Source organism: Bacillus haimaensis (assembly GCF_048270625.1).
Taxonomy (GTDB): Bacteria; Bacillota; Bacilli; order Bacillales; family Bacillaceae_I; genus Sutcliffiella_A; species Sutcliffiella_A haimaensis.
On the sequence record NZ_CP158164.1, the window covers coordinates 2,719,384 to 2,737,553 of the forward strand.

Consider the following 18,170-nt stretch of genomic DNA (forward strand, 5'->3'; position numbering starts at 1 on the left):
CACCATCCCCACAGTGCGCTTTTTCCTATTCTATACGTAAACCCCTTGTTTGACCGTTGATTCCCGAACGATGAGCTCGAGATCGTATTCGTAGATTTCCTTGTGGCGGAAGCGTTTGGAGCGGACCTTTTCCATCATGACCTGGAAGGCTTTGCGTGCCATGTCCTCAATCGGCTGGTTGACGGTTGTGATGGACGGTTCGACCAGTTCAGTGATGGCCTGGTTGTCAAATCCTACAACTGCGAGATCCTCCGGAATTCTTACTCCATGTCGCTTCGCTTCTGTAATGATGCCGGCAGCCACTTCATCCCCGCCTGTGAAAACGGCGGTCGGCTTTTCCTTTAGTGTGAGCATATCGCGAAGAATTCTACGGCCGTCCTCGATGGTGAAGGCGTCCCCAAAGGTGAACTCTTCTTGAAATGGCACATTAAATTCCGCCAGCGCTTTCCGGAAGCCAGCTTCACGGCTTTGCGCCACATTGCTTTTGTACCCCCCAGTACAATATGCAATCTTACGGTGACCAAGCTCGAGTAGATGCTTGGTGGAAATGTATCCCCCATATGTCTGATCAAGGCGGACGGATGGCACTTGCGCATCTTCTTCAAATTCGTTGCATAAAACGATCGGTCCATATTCTAAAAATGGCTCTATTACATTCCAGTCGTTTTGAATCGAGGAGAGTATGATGCCGTCAACCTGCCTTGTTTTCAGAAGGTTTAAGTAGTCCATTTCCTTTTTCTTGGAATATTTCGTCTGACAGATGATCAGCTGATAGCCGTTCTCCGCCGCTGCCATTTCCATTCTTTCAATCAGTTCGCTGAAAAATGGATTCATGACCCGCGGAATCAAGAGGGCAATCATCTCCGTCTTTTGACTGCGTAAGCTTCTGGCCGAGGAGTTCGGGACATACCCAAGCTCACTCATCGCATTCATGACAAGCACTCGCTTCTTCTCCGACACATACGGGTGGTTGTTGATGACACGGGAAACAGTCGTTCTCGATAACCCTGCTAGTCTTGCTACATCTTCTATAGTTGCCACGAGTCTCCCCACCTAACTAGAATTTAATATCTTAGTAGAATAATTGAAATCGTTTTCATAACTACTAGTATAAAAGGAAATGTAAGTGTTTTCAATAGGTTTTTTGCATTTAAGCAGGAAATATGGGTGTGGTGCGTTAGAAATTAATTCTTTTACTGGAATAGGAATGATGATTTAGGCATGTTGACATCGAGTTCGTGCGGAACAAGGCAGAGTTGATGCCGAACTTGGGTGAGTTCGTGCCAAACATTGGCGAGTTCGTGCCAAAGTCCCCCTAGTTCGTGCCAAACCACCGAAATACAGAAAAAACGGAGCCCAGCATCCAGCCGGGCCCCGTCTCCATTATTCTTCTATCAGTCTACCAATCTTCTTAAATCTTGCCACAAAGTACATCCACGTCCCGGCCATCAGCACACCCATGAATCCCGCAAGAACCGCTGCATTCTCCCACATGAAGCCGTAGTCGCCGCTTGAGATGACCGCTTTGAAGCCGGCAACCGAATAGGTCATCGGTAGGAATGCATTAAACACCTGCAACGCTCCCGGAATCAGTTCCAATGGGAATGTACCTGCGCTTGTTGTCAGCTGCAGGATCAAGATGATGATAGCAACAAATCTTCCCGGATCGCCGAGCAGTGTCACGAGGAACTGCACAAGTCCGATAAATGCAAGCGATGTGAGGATACTGAACCCTACAAACAACGGAACGCTTTGCACCTCAATGCCAAGCCCATATAACAGTACCACATCCGCAAGCAAGGCCTGCACCACACCGACAGCCACCAAGACACTCAGTTTCCCGAGAAACCAGCCGGTACCGGAATTTGGTTTACCGACAGTGTCCCGTAATGGATAGACAATCGATAACAACAGGGCTCCGACAAACAACCCGAGTGATAAAAAGTAAGGAGCAAATCCTGTACCGTAATTAGGGACACCATTGGCAACCTCTGATTTCACTTTCACCGGATCGGCGAACATCCCGAATGTCCCTTCATCCCCTTTGACCTCTCCTGCCTGATCGGCTGCATCCGTCAGCTTGGACTCCAGTTCCCGGGATCCGTCCCCCAGCTTGCTGATTCCTTCGTTCAAAGCGGAGGAACCTTCTGCAAGCTTGGATGTCCCATCGCTGAATTGCTTCGAGCCATCATCAAGTACTCCCATTCCGTTGACCAACTCTTTTCCTCCGGCAGAAAGCTCACGGCTTCCATCAGCAGCAGAAGTCAAACCATCACCGAATTTGGCCATACCTGAAGTCAGCTCGGTCTGACCAGCAAGCAACTCATTTGTCCCTGCCGTCAATTTTCCGGACCCATCAACAAGTGCTGCCAACCCTACTGAAAGATGTGCCTCACCGCCAGCAAGCTGTGCAAGTGAAGCTTCTGACACATTCAAACCGTTCTGCAGCTCACGCACCCCGCCGACAAGCTCAGCCATGCCTTGTGAAAACTGATCGGAACCTGCAACAAGCTCCTTCATATAAGCCTCGACAACAGCGCGCTCCTCTTGAGTCGCATCTTCCAAAACAGGCTGCAGCACTGTTTCAAATTCTTTCATGCTTCCAGCAAGCTGCTCCGCCTTCACAGCAGCTCCTGAAGTCTTTTCCTGCAAGGAGGCTCCTCCTGATGCCAGTTTTTTCGATCCTTCATGAAGCTGTGAGGCAGCACCGGCAAGCTGTTGCTGGGAGCCGTATGCCTTCTCAATACCTGCCTGTGTTGCTGCAGCACCATCACTCAACTCTTTCGTTCCAGCAAGCGCGCGCTCCATTCCATCTGTCAGGCTTCTATGTCCCTCTTCCAGCTCATCCAAACCATTTGCAAGCTTTTCATTCCCAACATAGATTTCCTGTACTCCGCCATAGGCCTTTGCCACCCCTTGACTGAAACTGATCGATTTTTCAGCAGCCTGGCTCAAAGCTTTCTTCAAATCCCCCGAGCCTGATTGAATTTCCGCAACACCTTCATTTAGTTGATGTGTTCCATCTGCCGCCTGAGAAAAACCGTCCCCGAGTTTTTCTATATTGGCAAACATCTCTTCCGCATAGGTAGCTGTCAATTCGTTGGAAACTTCTTCTTTGATTTTCTCGACAGCGGTTGAACCGATCTGTGCAGATAGGAAGTTGTAGCTTTCATTCGGTACATATTTCAATTCCATTGGAAAAGGCTTTTCATCCAGAAGCGTCGTTGCCCGCTTCGAAAAGTCTTCCGGTATCTCGATCACCATATAATATTTCTGATTTTCCAGGCCTTGATAAGCATCGTCCTTATTCACAAACTCCCATTGGAACGAAGGATTATCCTTCAGATTCTTCGAGAGATCCTCGCCTATCGCAAGCTCCATTTCTTCAAATTGAGCACCTTCATCAAGATTTACAACCGCAACCGGCAGGTCATCCAATCTTTCATAAGGATCCCAAAATGCCCACAGGAACATCCCACTGTACATCAATGGAATGAAAAGGACTGCCAACACCGGGATCAATATTTTTTTATTTGTAAAATGATCCTTCCATTCTGCACCAATTAAATTTTTCATTGTATCAATACCTCCTGTAAACTATATGACCATTTTTCTCATTTGGTCATTTCTCTTCAAATAGATAAGGATCATCAGACTGACAATCCTTTGAAAAAGTAGAGCTCAAACAGCTCTGCGATTTTTTCTTTTGATAATGCTTCGTGATTTTTTTCCCAATCCACAATCAGGGCAAAATAGAATTTCAGCATCAGGAAAGCTGTAAGTTCTGAATCGCATGGAATGATGTCACCTTTTGCAATGGCAACGTCGATCTTGTCCTGGATATAGGCGACAATGACCTGTTCCACTTTTTGCAACTCTTCCTTCACAATCGGTGTGCCAAGCTCTTTTTCCTCCTGGATCAATTTTATCGTCAACTGATGCTCTTTCCGGAACTCCAAAATCCTTACAAGTGCCCGGTGTGCGTTCTCATGAAACGTCAGCTCGGGATCGATTGCTCTATCTGCAACCTCTCTCATTTCGCAAATGATGGCTGATACAATGTCACCGAAGAGCTCCTCCTTATTGGAATAAAAATTATAGATAGTTCCTTTTCCAACATTGGCAATTTTGGCAACCTGGTCCATGGTGGTGGCTTTGTAGCCGAACATGGAGAAGGATTTCGCAGCCGCTTCCTTTATGCTTTGTTTTTTATCCATGATTGATTGGCCCCTTTTTATTTGCTGACCAAAATACAATTTCGGTCATTTCGTCATTATTATATTCCCTGTTCACAAAAATTGCAATAAAAAAAGGGGATTACATCCGAAAAATGCAATTCCCCTTTTCTATTTATACCGTAACCGGCTGATTCTGGTAATGATTCAAAATGGTCGCCACTGCCGCTTTCCCTTGATCAATACAATCCGGCAGTCCCACCCCTTCAAAGGAGCTTCCTGCAAGATAGACTCCTGGCATATCTGCAGCAAGACGCTCATTGATCTCACGCAGCATCTTTTTATGGCCGACAGCGTATTGTGGCATGGCCTGCTTCCATCTGCTCACAATGGTGAAATCAGGCTTTGCATGGATGTCCATGATCTTATTCAGGTCATCGAGCACCACCTGCTTGATTTCTTCATCACTTTGCTCGACAATAGCCTCTTCACCAGCTCTGCCGACATAGCAGCGCAACAGTATTTTCCCATCAGGTGTCGTATGCGGCCACTTTTTGTGGGTCCAAGTACACGCGGTGATGGTGTAGTCGCTGTTTCGGGATACCACAAAACCAGTGCCCTCGATATCATGCTTGATGGCAGATGCGTCAAACGCCATGGCTACTGTTGCAACACTTGTAGAATCCATCTCTGCAAGTGGTGCCAAATAATCAGCATGTGGCAGCATGCTTGTAGTTGCAAAATGTGGTGTGGTCATCACTACATGATCAGCTTTCAGCGTTTTGCCATTGCTTAATGAAATCTGATAATGAAAATCACCCTGCTTGACTAATTCATCCACTTTTACAGCCTTTTGCACGTTCACATGTTTCAATTTGTCCTCAACAGCATCCACAAGTGACTGCAAACCGCCCGTCAATGTCTGGAACATCCCTTTTTTGCTCTTCGGTTGATTGGCTGGACGCTTTGGTGTGGTCTGCTTCATTCCTAAGATCAAACTGCGGTACTTCTGCTCCACCTGCTGAAATTGCGGGAAGGTTGCCTGCAAGCTGAGTTTATCAATGTCCCCTGCATAGATGCCGGATAACAATGGTTCTATCAGGTTTTCGACAACCTCATCTCCGAGCCTTCTACGGAAAAAAGATCCCAGTGACTGGTCTTCACCATTTCCTGAAGAAGGCATGATAAGGTCTGCCGCTGCTCTCATTTTCCCCATTGGAGAAAATAGACCGGTTGTGACAAATGGTGTCAGCTTTGTCGGAATACCCATCACTGCACCCTCCGGCATTGGATAAAGCTTTCCTTTTAACAGGATATGGGCAGTGCCTGTTGCGTTATTGGTCAATTTGCTTTCAAGCCCTACATCCTTGGCCAACTGACCGGCACTGACCTTTCTCTCCAAGAAAGAATCCGGCCCGCGCTCAATGGTAAAGCCGTCTTTTTTCACCGTCTGGATTTTCCCGCCTAATCGATTGCTTGCTTCAATCAATGTAATCTCTATATCTAAATTTTTCTCTAACATTTCTTTTTGAAGATAATAGGCGGCAGAAAGGCCTGTAATCCCTCCACCGATGATGACAACCCTTTTTTTCTCCTCGTTCATGGTTTCATCGCCTTCTTTACTAGTTTACTGATTGTGCTTTTTCAATTCTTCCAATACGACTGTTGCCATTGCATCCACAAACTGTGGCTGAGTATTCGGCATTTCCGGACGATAGTATTTGGCACCGATCTCGTCCGTTACAATCTTACACTCGATATCATTATCATAAAGTACCTCAAGATGGTCGGAAACAAATCCTACTGGTGTGTAAACAAATGATGTGTAACCCTTTTCTTCATGAAGGTCACGTGTAATATCCTGAACATCGGGACCTAACCATGGATCTGGTGTGTTTCCTTCACTTTGCCAGGCAATCACATAGTTGTCGACCCCTGCACCCTTGGCGATCAAATCAGCCGTTTCCTGAAGCTGGTCGCGGTAAGGGTCCCCCATTTGAAGGATCTTTTCAGGCAGACTATGTGCAGAAACAATCAGTACCGCCTTCTCTCTTTCAGCATCATCCATGCTTTGGAAGGTTTCCTTGACACCTTTTACCCAGTAGTCGATGAATTTTGGCTCATCATACCAGCTCTCCACAGAGTAAATTGCCGGACCGTCGATTTTCTCTGCCTCTTCCTGTGCACGGCCGTTATAGGATTTCACGCTGAATGTGGAGAAGTGCGGCGCAAGAACGATGCTGACCGCTTCTTTGATTCCGTCATTATGCATCGCTTGCACTGCATCTTCCACGAAAGGCTCGATATGCTTCAACCCCAGATACACTTTGAATTCGATATCGTCCTGGATGGAGTTCAGGTGTGCGCCAAGTGCATTCGCCTGGTCTTCTGTGATTCTTGCAAGAGGAGATATTCCTCCGATTGCATCATAGCGGTCTCTCAAATCCTGCAGCATTTCATCCGACGGTTTTCTTCCATGTCGGATATGTGTATAATAACGCTCCAGGTCTTCTTCTTTATATGGCGTACCGTAAGCCATGACCAATAGGCCCATTGTCTTTTTTGCCATTAGTTCTACACCTCGTTCTATTATTCTTTATAGGATAAAGTGATTATTTCTTAGAAGAATAGTCGTGTACGAATTGTGCCAGACGTTTCAATGTGTCAGGGTTCACTTCAGGGAATACACCGTGACCCAAGTTGAAGATATAACCAGGCTGTTGCATCCCTTGATCCAGGATAGCCTTCGCTTTTTCCTCGATCACTTCCCATGGGGCAAGAAGAATGGAAGGATCCAGATTCCCTTGTACCGTTTTAGTGATGCCGCGCTGTCTTGCTTCTGCGATTGGCAGTCTCCAGTCAAGTCCCACTACATCCAATGGAAGGTCATGCCATTCATTGGCCAAGTGGCTCGCACCGACACCGAACATGATCAATGGGACATTTTCCTCTTTAAGAGATGAGAAGATGCGGTTCATGACAGGCTTGATGAAGTAGCGGTAATCTTCCACATTCAACGCGCCAACCCAGCTGTCGAAAATCTGAATCGCTTTTGCTCCTGCATTGATCTGTGATTTCACATAAGTGATCGTCATATCCGCAAGTTTATCCATTAATGCGAACCATGCTTTTGGTTCTGCATACATGAATGCTTTTGTCTTGTTGTAGTTTTTGGACGGACCGCCTTCGATCATGTAGGAAGCGAGTGTGAATGGCGCGCCCGCAAATCCAATCAGTGGTACATCCAACTGTTCCTGTGTCAATAGCTTGATTGTATCAAGTACATAAGGAACGTCCTCTTCCGGATTTATTTCCCCAAGCTTTTCCACGTCCTGAACGGAACGGATCGGATTATCGATAACAGGGCCGATTCCTGATTTGATTTCTACATCCACACCGATTGCTGGTAGCGGACTCATGATATCCTTATACAGAATGGCAGCGTCGACATTATATTGATCAACCGGGAGCTTTGTTACGTATGCACATAGCTCAGGCTGGTGTGTAATTTCAAACAGGGAATACTTCTCTTTGATTTTTCTGTATTCAGGCTGTGAACGGCCGGCTTGCCTCATATACCATAAAGGAACATGATCCGTTTCTTCCCCTCGACATGCTTTTAAAAATGTATCATTGAACTTGCGTTGACTCACTGTGATGACCCCTTCCGTCTATCGATTGATTCTCTTTTATTACGTTTCACTTCTGTCATTTAACACTATACCTATTATTGTAAGGAAAGTATAGAATTAGCGCACATTGTTCATAAAATAGACGATTTATTTATGCACTTTTCGTACATTTATTTATGCAGCGGCAATAAGATTCTTACGGTTGTACCTTTATTTTCCTGACTTTGGATCGAAACTGCTCCACCATGGTTTTCAATGATCTTCATGCTGACCATCAGTCCAAGGCCTGTCCCCTGCTCTTTTGTCGTGAAAAAAGGCTGTCCTATTCTTTCAATCAGTTCATCCGGTATGCCTGTCCCTTCGTCCTCAATGAACAGATAGATGAAGTCGTGCTCTTTTTTTACCTTGATACGGATCTTTCCACCTTCAGGCATAGCTTCTATTCCATTTTTTATCGTATTGAGCAGCACCTGCTTGATTTGGTTCGGTTCACAATCAATCCATAAGGCAGTTTCTTCATGCTCCACCAAAAGCTCCACCTTATGCAGCAGTGCTTCGCTTTCAAGGAAATCGGTCACCTGGCAGATCAGTTCCAAAAGATTCTGGTTTTTGATTTTGATTGCCTGGGGTTTGGCAAGTGCCATAAATTCATTGGTGATCTGGTTGATTCGATCAAGTTCCTTTTGCATGATATTGAAGTAATAGGGATCCGGGATGGTCCGTTGCTGAGAGAGAAGCTGAACGAACCCTTTCAGGACGGTCACCGGATTGCGGATTTCATGGGCCACTCCTGCTGCCAATTCACCGATGACGGAGAGCTTCTCCGACTGCATCAGCGCTTCTTCCGTCCTTTTCTTATCCGTAATATCCTCTATCAGAAAGATGAGTGCGATGATGTTTCCTCTTGGATTTTTGATAGGTGTTACTGTCACTTTCACTTCGAGCGATTGATTGCCGACAGAAGTCACGGTCTCGAAGGAAACGTTCTTCTGCTCTTCCATTATGCGTAACAGAGGGAGCAGATTTTCCATTTTCGTGAAAGCAAGAAAGCTTGTTTGCTTGCCGACTACATCCTCTGCACGGACTTGAAAGATATTTTCAAAGGATGCGTTGATTTGAAGAGCATGTCCATTTAAATCATACACGCCGATTGCATCGGTAGTATTGGCGAAGTATGCCTCCAAGTACTCTTTGGTTGAAAGCAGTTCGCGGGATGTCTCTTTTTCTTTCTCCTCCGCTTTCAGACGGAAACGTTCATTTAAGCTGCTTGAAAAAAGGAGATAGACGGTTACAAAAAGCGTAAACAATAAAAAGTAGACCACGTCCACTTTTATATTTTCATAAAATACAGTTTGGAAATAATAGAAGTAGAAATATGTCAAGGTAACCAGGGTTATGGCACTGGCCAAGATGGTAGGCATGATCCTGTTGTATACCGAAGACATGATTAAAGGCATCGTTAAAAATATGTAATTGATAACATCCTTGTCAAGGTAGGCTACCACCCAAAAGGGCAAAAAGGATGTACAGACAATCACGTACATCCCTATTTTTGCAAGCCTGGGCTGTAAAACAAAATAAAGGGTCACGCAGCAGCCAAACAAAGACAGAAGAATTACCGGCAATAGAATACTTGGAAAAACAAAGATGTTTGTGATGGTATCAAGGACGGACAGCGTGACGAAAACAATCAGCAATAGTTTGTTCCTTTTATGAATCATCGCAAGCTGTTCACTCGTGTCGTTCTTTTCCAAATTCCATTGTTCGGCTAATCTTAGGGTGAAGCCAGTAAAAAAGTTTGGTTGATAAGATTTCATTTCCTTGTTTCTCCTCTATTGCATTGCTTTATCTATTTTAGCGAAATGCTGGTTTTACTACAGGTGACGGTTCCCCTTCCTGTTCTGTCTGCGGATTGTATGGAACCAAATAATAGGAAGGGACGGCAAAGATATTGATCATTTCCATCTCATACGTTCCGTTTCCTGTGACCTCATCTACAAGTGTCGCTTTGTCATCTTGAAGGGAGTAGATACGGTAGACTACCCTCTCGTCCTCCGATGCAGGCCAATGCAGGATCGTGGTAAACAGGCCGAATGGACGGAATGTCAGCGATGCTTTCAGCTCTTCGACTTCGGGCAGAATGATCGGCTCTTCAAGATCGGTTACACCTGCCGGAACGGAAAACATCCCATCATCCAATCCTGATTCCCTGACTATGTCCTTAAAAAGCTTGGTAGGGAAAGCACCGCCGCCTGTCAGATACTGCTCTTCAGTCGTCACATCGTAGCCCATCCATACCGTTCCAACGATATCCGGAGTATACCCGACAAACCAAGTATCCTTGATGGCACCCTCGACATGGGGATAATTGGTGGTCCCGGTCTTTCCCGCCAGATCCCCTTTTATCGATCCTGCCTGTGCAGTCCCCTGCTCGACTACTCCCTCAAGCATTCTTGTCATGGTCCACGCCGTTTGGGAGCTGAAGACATGCTTTTCTTTTAATTTTGCCTTTGCGATGACTTCTCCGGTTCTGCTCTTTATTTCCTTGATGAAGTATGGTTCCACAATTTTACCGCCGCTCCCGAAATTACGGTAAGCCTTGGTCAATTCCAGAGGTGTAACCCCTTCTTTCAACCCGCCAAGTGCGATGGCCAATCCGTTATCCGGGATGGACAGATCCATTCTATCGAGATAGCCTTTACTCTTTTTTATCCCCAGTTCATTTAAAGCCCAAACCGCTGGTGCATTAAGCGAATCCCTAAGCGCATCATACATCGTGACCTGCCCCAGATACTTGTGATGATAGTTTCTAGGTTCATAGTCGCCATAGGATAGAAGCTTGTCCGATAATAGGCTGTATGGCTCAAACTCTTTTTCCTCAAGGGCGGGTGCATAGACAGCGAGGGGCTTAAAAGTAGAACCTGGCTGCCTTTTGATGGAAACCCGATTGATGCCTTGGGTGACATAATGCCTTCCTCCCATCACCGCAAGCACGCCTCCTGTTTGCTGGTCCATCAGAACAAAGGATCCTTCCACATTTTCGGGTTTGCCTGGAAAATACTCATCCTTTTGGAACAGCTCGAAGGCGGCGTCCTGTGCGGCAACGTTCATTGGGACAGTAATCGAGTACCCTCCTCTGTGCAGTTCTTCGTTGGTAAGGCCATAACGGGTTTCGGCCTCTTCCACCACCATATCGATATAGGTCAGATAGGCCTGTTTCTCTGTTGGCTCCACAACATGGATTCCAAGAGTTTTGCCTTGCAGGGTCACCGCTTCCTCCGCTTCCAGGTATCCATGCTGATGCATAAGCTGAATCACCAGATCTCTCCGGTTCTTGGCTTCCTCCGGATTATTGATAGGGGAATAGCTGTTTGGAGCCTTCGGAAGTGCCGCCAGCATTGCACCTTGTTCCACAGTGAGATCCTTGGCGCTTTTATTAAAATAGAACTTGGAAGCCGCTTCTACTCCATAGGCACCGTGCCCAAAATATATCTGATTCAGATACATTTCAAGGATTTCATCCTTCGTATACCGTCTCTCCAGATTAATGGCAATGACCGCTTCCTTCGTTTTACGTAGCCAAGACTTCTCATTCGTCAAAAAGATATTTTTCGCAAGTTGCTGCGTTAAGGTGCTCCCCCCCTCCGCCTTGCTCCTTGTCACCACATCTCGATAAACTGCCCGTCCAATGGCCCGGACATCAATGCCACGATGCTCATAAAACCGTTGATCCTCCACCGCAACAAATGCATGCTGGACATGCTTCGGAATACGGTCGAGCGTCACAATTTCCCGATTTTCAAAAAACAGCTTCGTGATGGGCTTCCCTTCTTCATCAACTAGCGTGGTGGTCGAATCCATAATGAGCTTCGTATCGTCTATCACGTAGTTGCCCGCCAGAATAATCGCGATATACCCGACTAGACTGAATAGTATCGCACAGACTGCTATCAATGGAAACACAATATATTTTTTCTGAAAATGCTTCTTTACCTGTTGAATTCTATTCCACTTCTTTTTTTTCGTAGATCTTTCTATGATGTTTACCTCCTTATGAAAAGCGGTAATAATAAGTAAGACTAATTTGCTCGGGCAACCTTGTATTGGGGCCCGGGCATACTTTTTCTTATATAATGGGAGAAAAAGAGTAAGGCTAAAAACGTCCAGGTACTATTTTAACTTATTCTGGAGAATCTTTCTTGCATTTACCTTATTTTGTTATAAGAAACCGTTAATTAAACATGAGGAGAGATGAAAAATGAACTTTTATATGACATTTGGAACAGCGGGGTTCCTCGAGGATCTGCGCGAAGGTATACATGATGGTGAATTACTGTTGATGCATGGGGAGGATAACGCAGTACTGATGCACGAAACCACAGAACAGTCCAGCTTCAATTCCGGAAATAAATATGAAGTGCTGGACGCATCCGGCGAGCTCTCGAAGGGGAAATTCGCAGTCCTGAATAACATTCCGGTGTCAGATGAAGGCCGGCCAGTATTTGAATACCGCTTCAACCAGCGAGCAAGATTAATTGAGGATGAAGCAGGTTTTGCGGCTATCAGGGTTCTACGACCAGTAGGTTCTGATACTTACGTGATTCTTACACTATGGGAAGACATCAAATACTTTACACAGTGGCAGGAATCCAAGGCATACGATAAAGCCCATGAAAAACGCGGTTCATCGGAAGGAATCGACCAAAAGCAGCAGGTATTCCCACGTCCCTCTTATGTCACCACCTACCATGTGCAGATGCCTTCCGAGGCGGAATAGGCAGCAAAAAAGGACCGTTGATCCGGTCCTTTTTTATATCATTTTTTCTCTTTATCCCTCAATACCCCATGCCTATTAGCATAAATGGCTGCTTGGGTGCGATCTGCGACATTCAGCTTGCTTAGTATATTGCTTACATGCGTTTTGACTGTTTTCACACCGATAAAAAGCTCATCACTGATTTCCTGATTCGTTAATCCATCCCCTAGACACATCAGCACCTCTATCTCCCGGCCTGTCAATTCATCGTGCGGGAGCTTGGAAGGAGCACGGAATCTATTCATCATCTTGCTGGCCACCTTAGGTTCAATCACTGGCTCATTACGGACAGCCTTCTCGATGGCCAGGATAATATCCTCTGCCCTTGCGGTTTTCAATAGATAGCTGTATGCGCCTGCTTCTATTGCCGGAAAGACCTGTTCATCATCATAATAGCTTGTGATAATGATAATTTTGCAGTTTGGGTGGAATTTCACTATTTCCCGTGTAGCTTCTATCCCCGTGCCATCCTCCATTAAAAGGTCCATCAGCATGACATCCGGCATTTGCCTTCTTGCCAATTCGATGGCAGCCCTGCCACTCGCCCCTTCTCCGACTATTTCAATTCCCGGCTCTGTTATCAGGTAAGCCAAAAGGCCTTTCCGCACCATGTCATGGTCATCCACCACAGCGACTCTTACCTTATCCATTTAATTTTCCTCCCCTCTTATCGGAATATGAATTTCTATATGCGTGCCTTCCCCTCTTTTCGAACGTACCGTAAACTCTCCGCCAATCTCTTCACAGCGCTCCTTCATATTCGACAGACCGTAGGAGGATTGCTTCTGATGGTTCACTTCAAATCCTTTTCCGTTATCACTAATAAATATGTATACATACTGATCTTCCTTTTGATGCATATCTATTTTTACAATGGTGGCATCAGCATGACGGAGTATATTCGATATCGCTTCCTGAACAATCCGGAACAAGTGATCCTCCGTTGCATTGCTCAAGGATGAGATTTCCTTAATATCATGCTGGAACGTAATTGGAGTCCTTTCCTCCAATTCTTCAAGGAGCTTATGTATTCCCACACACAATGTATCGTTCGTCAGGGAAACAGGACGTAGATGCAAGAGCAATGCCCTCATCTCCCCTTGTGCCTGGGCAGCGATACCTGCAATATCATTCAACTGCTTTTTGGACTCATTCGGGTACTGCTCAAACATTCTTATCGCAGCAGAGGACATGATACTTAAGGCGAAAAGCTGCTGACTGACGGAATCATGCAATTCCCTGGCCAGTCTCTGTCTTTCTTCAATGGTCGCAGCATTATGGGCTTTCATGGCAAGCTGGTTTTTCTCTTCCGCAAGCTTCTGAAGCGAACGGACCTGGCTTTGAAATTTGTTTGCAAGCTGGTTGATATCTTCCGTCAATCTTCCCAATTCATCCTTTTCTGCGACAATGATTCTTTCAGAAAATTTCCCACGGCCCAGTGTCGCAATGAAGGTTGAGATATCCTCCACCCTCTTTTTCAAATAGCTGCTCTGCTTATAGCCGATATAAATACTTGTACCAACAGAAATCAAAAAACTCATGACTGTCATCCAGATCGAAATGGAAACAGTGATTTCAAAATCCTGAACTAATAGGACCAGTAATTGAAGGGAAATGAAAAATAAGGAGCAGGAAATCGTCGCCACCGTCACAAAAGAACGAATCAGCCAAAAGCGCAAACTGTTTATCTTTTTATCTTGTTTAGATTCGGTCAATGCGCACATCCCCTATTTTCAGATCCAGTTCAATATTAAGCTTTCTGGTCGCACTATCATAATTCGGTGATTCATAGAAAACCCTGCATTTTTTCCCTTGAGAGGATTCATCAAAAACCCTGATTTTCCCTATCTTAACCGATGACTCTATTCGAATTGGCAGGTCATCCGGTATCAACATTTTCAAGTCCGCGACCACTCCCTTTATTCGAATTTTAGTTTCCTTGTCAGGGATATAAGCTTTTGAAAAATCAAAGTAGTAATCCCCTACCACCGTTTTCAATGTCAAAGGCTCAACAGCCCAGTTCGGCTGATTCATTTTTAACTCGCCGATTGTAATGACCCTCTTTTGATGGGAGGGGTCTTTCTTTTCCTCATTTGAAAAATCATCGTCTTCCTCTTTTGAAAATAGGTCAAAATCATAATCACCCTTAGTGACCGTTATTTTAACCGGGCGCTTTTTGATAAATAACTGGAGGCCAAAATAGATGAACAAAAGCGGCCAAAGCTTCCAGATCATCCTAAATTCAAATACGAGGAAATCAAGACGGTCCATCAGCAATAACGCCCCAAACACGACAAGTACAAGGCTGATAAAGAGAGCTTTCTTACCGTATAGAACAGATTCTATGAGCCACTTTAACCCCAGCAATACGATAATAACGGGATAAAACGTGACAAAATACTCTTTTATTTCCAAGGAAATGACTCCTAAATTGACAAGAAGCAACATAATTCCTATAAGAACAAATAAAATTGCGATTATTTTCTGATTGAATGTTTTCATGATGATGCTTTTCTCCCCCCTTATACCTAATTAGACAACCTCAACGGAAAATCCTTTTAATCTACTATCAGTTTACTTAAAATCAAAGCTTTAAAAACCGACCTGCAGTTTGTATCTTTATCCGTCTAGGGGCGGAAATTGCAAAAAAGAGCAGCTTGCCCTAAGGCTTCACTGCTCTTTTCTGAAAATAGGAATGTAACCATTCGTAGGCCAACACACCTAGTAGCAGACAGATATAGCCTGCTGCATAACCTGCAAACACGTCGGAAGGATAGTGGTAGTTAAGGAAGATCCGACTGGTCCCAAGCAACGCAATGAATACGATGCCGGCCACAAGGATGATAAACCGTTTCCCTCCGGTCTTGGTATAGGTCAAGATCAGATACAGGAGCAGCCCATAGAAAAAGAGCCCTACCATTGCATGTCCACTTGGAAAGCTGAGACTTTCCGCACCTGGTCCGGTCATCGGCCGCTCTCTCCCGGTATAATCCTTAAGCCATTTGTTTAACTCATTGACAACAATAACTCCTGCAATGATCGTTCCCATCGCTATGTAATCCTTTTTTCTCCACCAGATCAGCACCACAGCAATTAGCATGATTGTGATCACACCAGGTTTATCGCCAAGTGTGGTAAACAGATGAAAGAAACCGACAAGCCACTCCGCTTCCAATCCGTTGACTGCCTCCCGGATCACTTCATCAAAAGCTATCGTATTTTCAGCAACAATCTGTTGAAAGGACCAGAAGAAAAACAGTCCACATAAAAGAAAAATGGCACTCCGCGTCCAAATCCTATATTTGATTGCAACCTGTTCTCTTTTCACTTTTTCCGCTTGCATTCTATCTCCTCCACCATACTTTCTACCTAACTATCATACATGATTTTTGAAAAATATGACTATTCTTTTTTGGTGAAATCATATAGAATACTAGAAAAACAATATTTATTTCGAAAGGGGAAACATTATGCTGGAAAAATTGAATGAGCTTTTAGAAAAACATTTTGATGAAATGGTAGAAATCAGGCGTTACTTGCATCAATTTCCTGAGGTATCCTTCAAAGAATTTCACACCGCGACATACATATCCGATTTTTATAATAATCTCGGGATCTCCGTGACAACAAATGTAGGTGGAAACGGCGTGGTTGCAAAAATAGAAGGAGCCCTCCCAGGCAAAACGGTTGCATTGCGTGCTGACTTTGACGCCCTTCCTATCCAGGATGAAAAAGAAGTGGAATACAAATCGAAAGTTCCAGGAGTGATGCATGCATGCGGTCATGACGGTCACACTGCAACCCTTCTTGTACTGGCAAAATGCTTAAATATGCTCCGCGATCAATTGTCCGGGAACGTGGTCCTCATCCACCAGCATGCCGAGGAATATGCTCCAGGCGGTGCAATTGCCATGATCCAGGATGGCTGCCTGGAAGGCGTTGATGTAATATTCGGCACTCATTTATGGGCAGGTGTTCCCGTTGGTACCATCCAATATCGTGTAGGTCCCGTAATGGCCGCTGCTGATCGCTTTTCCATTAAAATTCAAGGCTCAGGTGGACATGGTGCCCAGCCTCATAAAACAAAGGATGCCATTGTGACCGGCTCCCAGCTTGTCATGAACCTGCAGCAGATCGTCAGCCGAAGAGTCAATCCTGTAGATCCGGCGGTCATTTCTGTCGGAACATTCGTAGCAGAGAACGCCTTTAATGTCATTGCAGATTCTGCACAACTTATCGGTACTGTCCGAACCTTTAACGATGATGTCCGCGACCAGATCGAAAAAGAAATTGATGCAGTGGCAGCCGCAACTTGTTCGCTGAATGGCTCGACTTATGAATATACTTTCGATCGCGGCTACCCTGCTGTCGTGAATCATAAAGAGGAAACAGAATTTCTCGTGGAGATTGCCAAACAGATTTCCGAGGTGGATTCTGTCGAGGAAACAGCGCCTCATATGGGTGGGGAGGATTTTGCCTATTACCTTCGTCATGTAAAAGGAACCTTCTTCTTTACAGGGGCGAAACCTGAAGGCGTGGAAGTTGCCTACCCGCATCATCACCCTAAGTTTGATATCAATGAAAAATCCTTGCTGGTTGCAGCAAAAACACTTGGTTCTGCAACTGTTCAATATCAGAATCAGTCACAAAAGTCTCTCGTTCAGCCCCGTCAGGCATAGTTAAAAAGCACCGAACTTCTCTTTTGAAGTTCGGTGCTTTTTACATAAGTCCCTGTTCCTTCAGATATCTCAGTCGGTAGCAATTAACCGCTGTTTTCCCAAGATGATCGAGGAAATTATAATTTGCATATGCCCCAACAATCGCTCCAAATCCCGGAATCATCTGCAGCATCTTGATAAGATCGATATAATCTCTGTACTCCTGTTGAAATGTCTGCCAATCCAGTTCGGTTATATCCTCTTTGTTCTTTTCCCACTCTTCTAAAAACCCTAGAACATTCCTGCGGTGGTCTTCACCTGAAAATGCCAGCTGGAAAATATAAAGGATGTACACCCGCTCCTCATAGTCCTTTACGTTGTAGCCGTAGATGGATGCGACTTCAAAAAGGAACTTCATTTTGATTGAAAGGAGAAGAGGGAAGTCCGCCAGTCCCAATAAAATGCCGCCAGCCCCTGTTCCCGCCCCTTCTACAGCAGCGGTTCTCTTGTAAAAATCAAGCTTTTCCTGTACCAGTTTTTCTTTTTCTTTCAAGGAAAGGTTGTTGATATCTTCCTTCTTCTTAGTAGTAATATTACTCCCCACTAAAGTTGCCTGTACCATCTTTTTTATACTTTCACGCATCACCGTATGGACTTTTTCCGGAATCATGGCATTCACTTTATTTTGTGCACCTTTGGAAAGCCTTTGGAACATTGTTGATTTTTTCTGTAGCTGGAGTTTCCATTTTGTGACTTCTTCTAGCATTATTTGTTCGTACACGGGAAACACTCCTCTGTTCTTTATTTTCATATATACGTTTGTTTTTACGACAGGTTTCATCTGATGTAGAAGAAAAATGAATCAACTCCATAAAGTATAAAAGCACGC

15 protein-coding genes are annotated in these 18,170 nt (G+C 44.9%); 2 read left to right on the plus strand and 13 right to left on the minus strand.

Translation table 11 applies throughout. The features are described 5' to 3' along the window. Positions 1-30 precede the first annotated feature (30 nt). From ABN702_RS13825 to ABN702_RS13860, 8 genes are all read right to left on the minus strand, one after another. Positions 31-1,041, minus strand: a complete 1,011-nt coding sequence (locus ABN702_RS13825) for a LacI family DNA-binding transcriptional regulator (protein WP_417897402.1) — start codon at positions 1,039-1,041, stop codon at positions 31-33. Between the two features lie 342 nt (positions 1,042-1,383). Next, on the minus strand, positions 1,384-3,576 hold the full coding sequence (locus tag ABN702_RS13830; protein WP_417897403.1) for a YhgE/Pip family protein: 2,193 nt from the start codon (positions 3,574-3,576) through the stop codon (positions 1,384-1,386). A 74-nt stretch (positions 3,577-3,650) separates the two neighbouring features. Further along, a complete protein-coding gene (locus tag ABN702_RS13835) occupies positions 3,651-4,217 on the minus strand; it encodes a TetR/AcrR family transcriptional regulator (protein WP_417897404.1) in 567 nt (188 codons plus the stop codon). Between the two features lie 133 nt (positions 4,218-4,350). Next, complete coding sequence (gene hemY, locus ABN702_RS13840; protein WP_417897405.1) at positions 4,351-5,778, minus strand: protoporphyrinogen oxidase; 1,428 nt, start codon at positions 5,776-5,778, stop codon at positions 4,351-4,353. Positions 5,779-5,802: 24 nt separating this feature from the next. Next, positions 5,803-6,744, minus strand: coding sequence for a ferrochelatase (hemH, locus tag ABN702_RS13845; RefSeq protein ID WP_417897406.1), 942 nt, complete (start codon positions 6,742-6,744; stop codon positions 5,803-5,805). A 43-nt stretch (positions 6,745-6,787) separates the two neighbouring features. Then, entirely contained in the window at positions 6,788-7,828 is a 1,041-nt protein-coding gene (hemE, locus tag ABN702_RS13850; RefSeq protein ID WP_417897407.1) for a uroporphyrinogen decarboxylase, read from the minus strand. 149 nt (positions 7,829-7,977) lie between these two features. Further along, positions 7,978-9,624: an ATP-binding protein gene (locus tag ABN702_RS13855; protein ID WP_417897408.1), complete on the minus strand. Its 1,647-nt coding sequence runs from the start codon at positions 9,622-9,624 to the stop codon at positions 7,978-7,980. Positions 9,625-9,661: 37 nt separating this feature from the next. Further along, positions 9,662-11,770 carry a transglycosylase domain-containing protein gene (locus tag ABN702_RS13860; protein ID WP_417897409.1) on the minus strand — a complete coding sequence of 703 codons (2,109 nt, stop codon included), beginning with the start codon at positions 11,768-11,770 and terminating at the stop codon, positions 9,662-9,664. Between the two features lie 295 nt (positions 11,771-12,065). Between ABN702_RS13860 and ABN702_RS13865 the strand changes: the two genes are divergently transcribed. Continuing rightward, positions 12,066-12,584 carry an antibiotic biosynthesis monooxygenase family protein gene (locus ABN702_RS13865; RefSeq protein ID WP_417897410.1) on the plus strand — a complete coding sequence of 173 codons (519 nt, stop codon included), beginning with the start codon at positions 12,066-12,068 and terminating at the stop codon, positions 12,582-12,584. 38 nt (positions 12,585-12,622) lie between these two features. On the opposite strand, the gene ABN702_RS13870 is transcribed toward ABN702_RS13865, so the two are convergent. The 4 genes from ABN702_RS13870 to ABN702_RS13885 all read right to left on the minus strand — a co-directional run bounded on the left by ABN702_RS13870 (position 12,623) and on the right by ABN702_RS13885 (position 15,966). Further along, positions 12,623-13,273: a response regulator transcription factor gene (locus ABN702_RS13870; protein ID WP_417897411.1), complete on the minus strand. Its 651-nt coding sequence runs from the start codon at positions 13,271-13,273 to the stop codon at positions 12,623-12,625. Further along, positions 13,274-14,338 carry a histidine kinase gene (locus ABN702_RS13875; RefSeq protein WP_417897412.1) on the minus strand — a complete coding sequence of 355 codons (1,065 nt, stop codon included), beginning with the start codon at positions 14,336-14,338 and terminating at the stop codon, positions 13,274-13,276. Then, positions 14,325-15,125: a cell wall-active antibiotics response protein LiaF gene (liaF, locus tag ABN702_RS13880; protein WP_417897413.1), complete on the minus strand. Its 801-nt coding sequence runs from the start codon at positions 15,123-15,125 to the stop codon at positions 14,325-14,327. The genes ABN702_RS13875 and liaF overlap by 14 nt, the downstream gene beginning before the upstream one ends. 160 nt (positions 15,126-15,285) lie before the next feature. Then, a complete protein-coding gene (locus ABN702_RS13885; RefSeq protein WP_417897414.1) occupies positions 15,286-15,966 on the minus strand; it encodes a phosphatase PAP2 family protein in 681 nt (226 codons plus the stop codon). 127 nt (positions 15,967-16,093) lie between these two features. Here ABN702_RS13885 and ABN702_RS13890 point away from each other — a divergent pair, with 127 nt between their 5' ends. Next, positions 16,094-17,302 (plus strand): M20 family metallopeptidase, encoded by a 1,209-nt coding sequence (locus ABN702_RS13890; RefSeq protein WP_417897415.1) that lies wholly within the window; start codon positions 16,094-16,096, stop codon positions 17,300-17,302. 40 nt (positions 17,303-17,342) lie between these two features. On the opposite strand, the gene ABN702_RS13895 is transcribed toward ABN702_RS13890, so the two are convergent. Then, a complete protein-coding gene (locus ABN702_RS13895) occupies positions 17,343-18,047 on the minus strand; it encodes an EcsC family protein (RefSeq protein WP_417900911.1) in 705 nt (234 codons plus the stop codon). Between the last annotated feature and the right edge of the window lie 123 nt (positions 18,048-18,170).

Excerpts from the sequence above, each read along its gene's own strand:
- hemH (WP_417897406.1), bottom strand. The coding sequence starts at position 6,744 with ATGGCAAAAAAGACAATGGGCCTATTGGTCATGGCTTACGGTACGCCA.
- ABN702_RS13890 (WP_417897415.1), top strand. The coding sequence starts at position 16,094 with ATGCTGGAAAAATTGAATGAGCTTTTAGAAAAACATTTTGATGAAATG.
- ABN702_RS13835 (WP_417897404.1), bottom strand. The coding sequence starts at position 4,217 with ATGGATAAAAAACAAAGCATAAAGGAAGCGGCTGCGAAATCCTTCTCC.
- ABN702_RS13855 (WP_417897408.1), bottom strand. The coding sequence starts at position 9,624 with ATGAAATCTTATCAACCAAACTTTTTTACTGGCTTCACCCTAAGATTA.
- liaF (WP_417897413.1), bottom strand. The coding sequence starts at position 15,125 with ATGAAAACATTCAATCAGAAAATAATCGCAATTTTATTTGTTCTTATA.
- ABN702_RS13830 (WP_417897403.1), bottom strand. The coding sequence starts at position 3,576 with ATGAAAAATTTAATTGGTGCAGAATGGAAGGATCATTTTACAAATAAA.
- ABN702_RS13865 (WP_417897410.1), top strand. The coding sequence starts at position 12,066 with ATGAACTTTTATATGACATTTGGAACAGCGGGGTTCCTCGAGGATCTG.
- ABN702_RS13870 (WP_417897411.1), bottom strand. The coding sequence starts at position 13,273 with ATGGATAAGGTAAGAGTCGCTGTGGTGGATGACCATGACATGGTGCGG.
- ABN702_RS13895 (WP_417900911.1), bottom strand. The coding sequence starts at position 18,047 with ATGCTAGAAGAAGTCACAAAATGGAAACTCCAGCTACAGAAAAAATCA.
- hemY (WP_417897405.1), bottom strand. The coding sequence starts at position 5,778 with ATGAACGAGGAGAAAAAAAGGGTTGTCATCATCGGTGGAGGGATTACA.
- ABN702_RS13885 (WP_417897414.1), bottom strand. The coding sequence starts at position 15,966 with ATGCAAGCGGAAAAAGTGAAAAGAGAACAGGTTGCAATCAAATATAGG.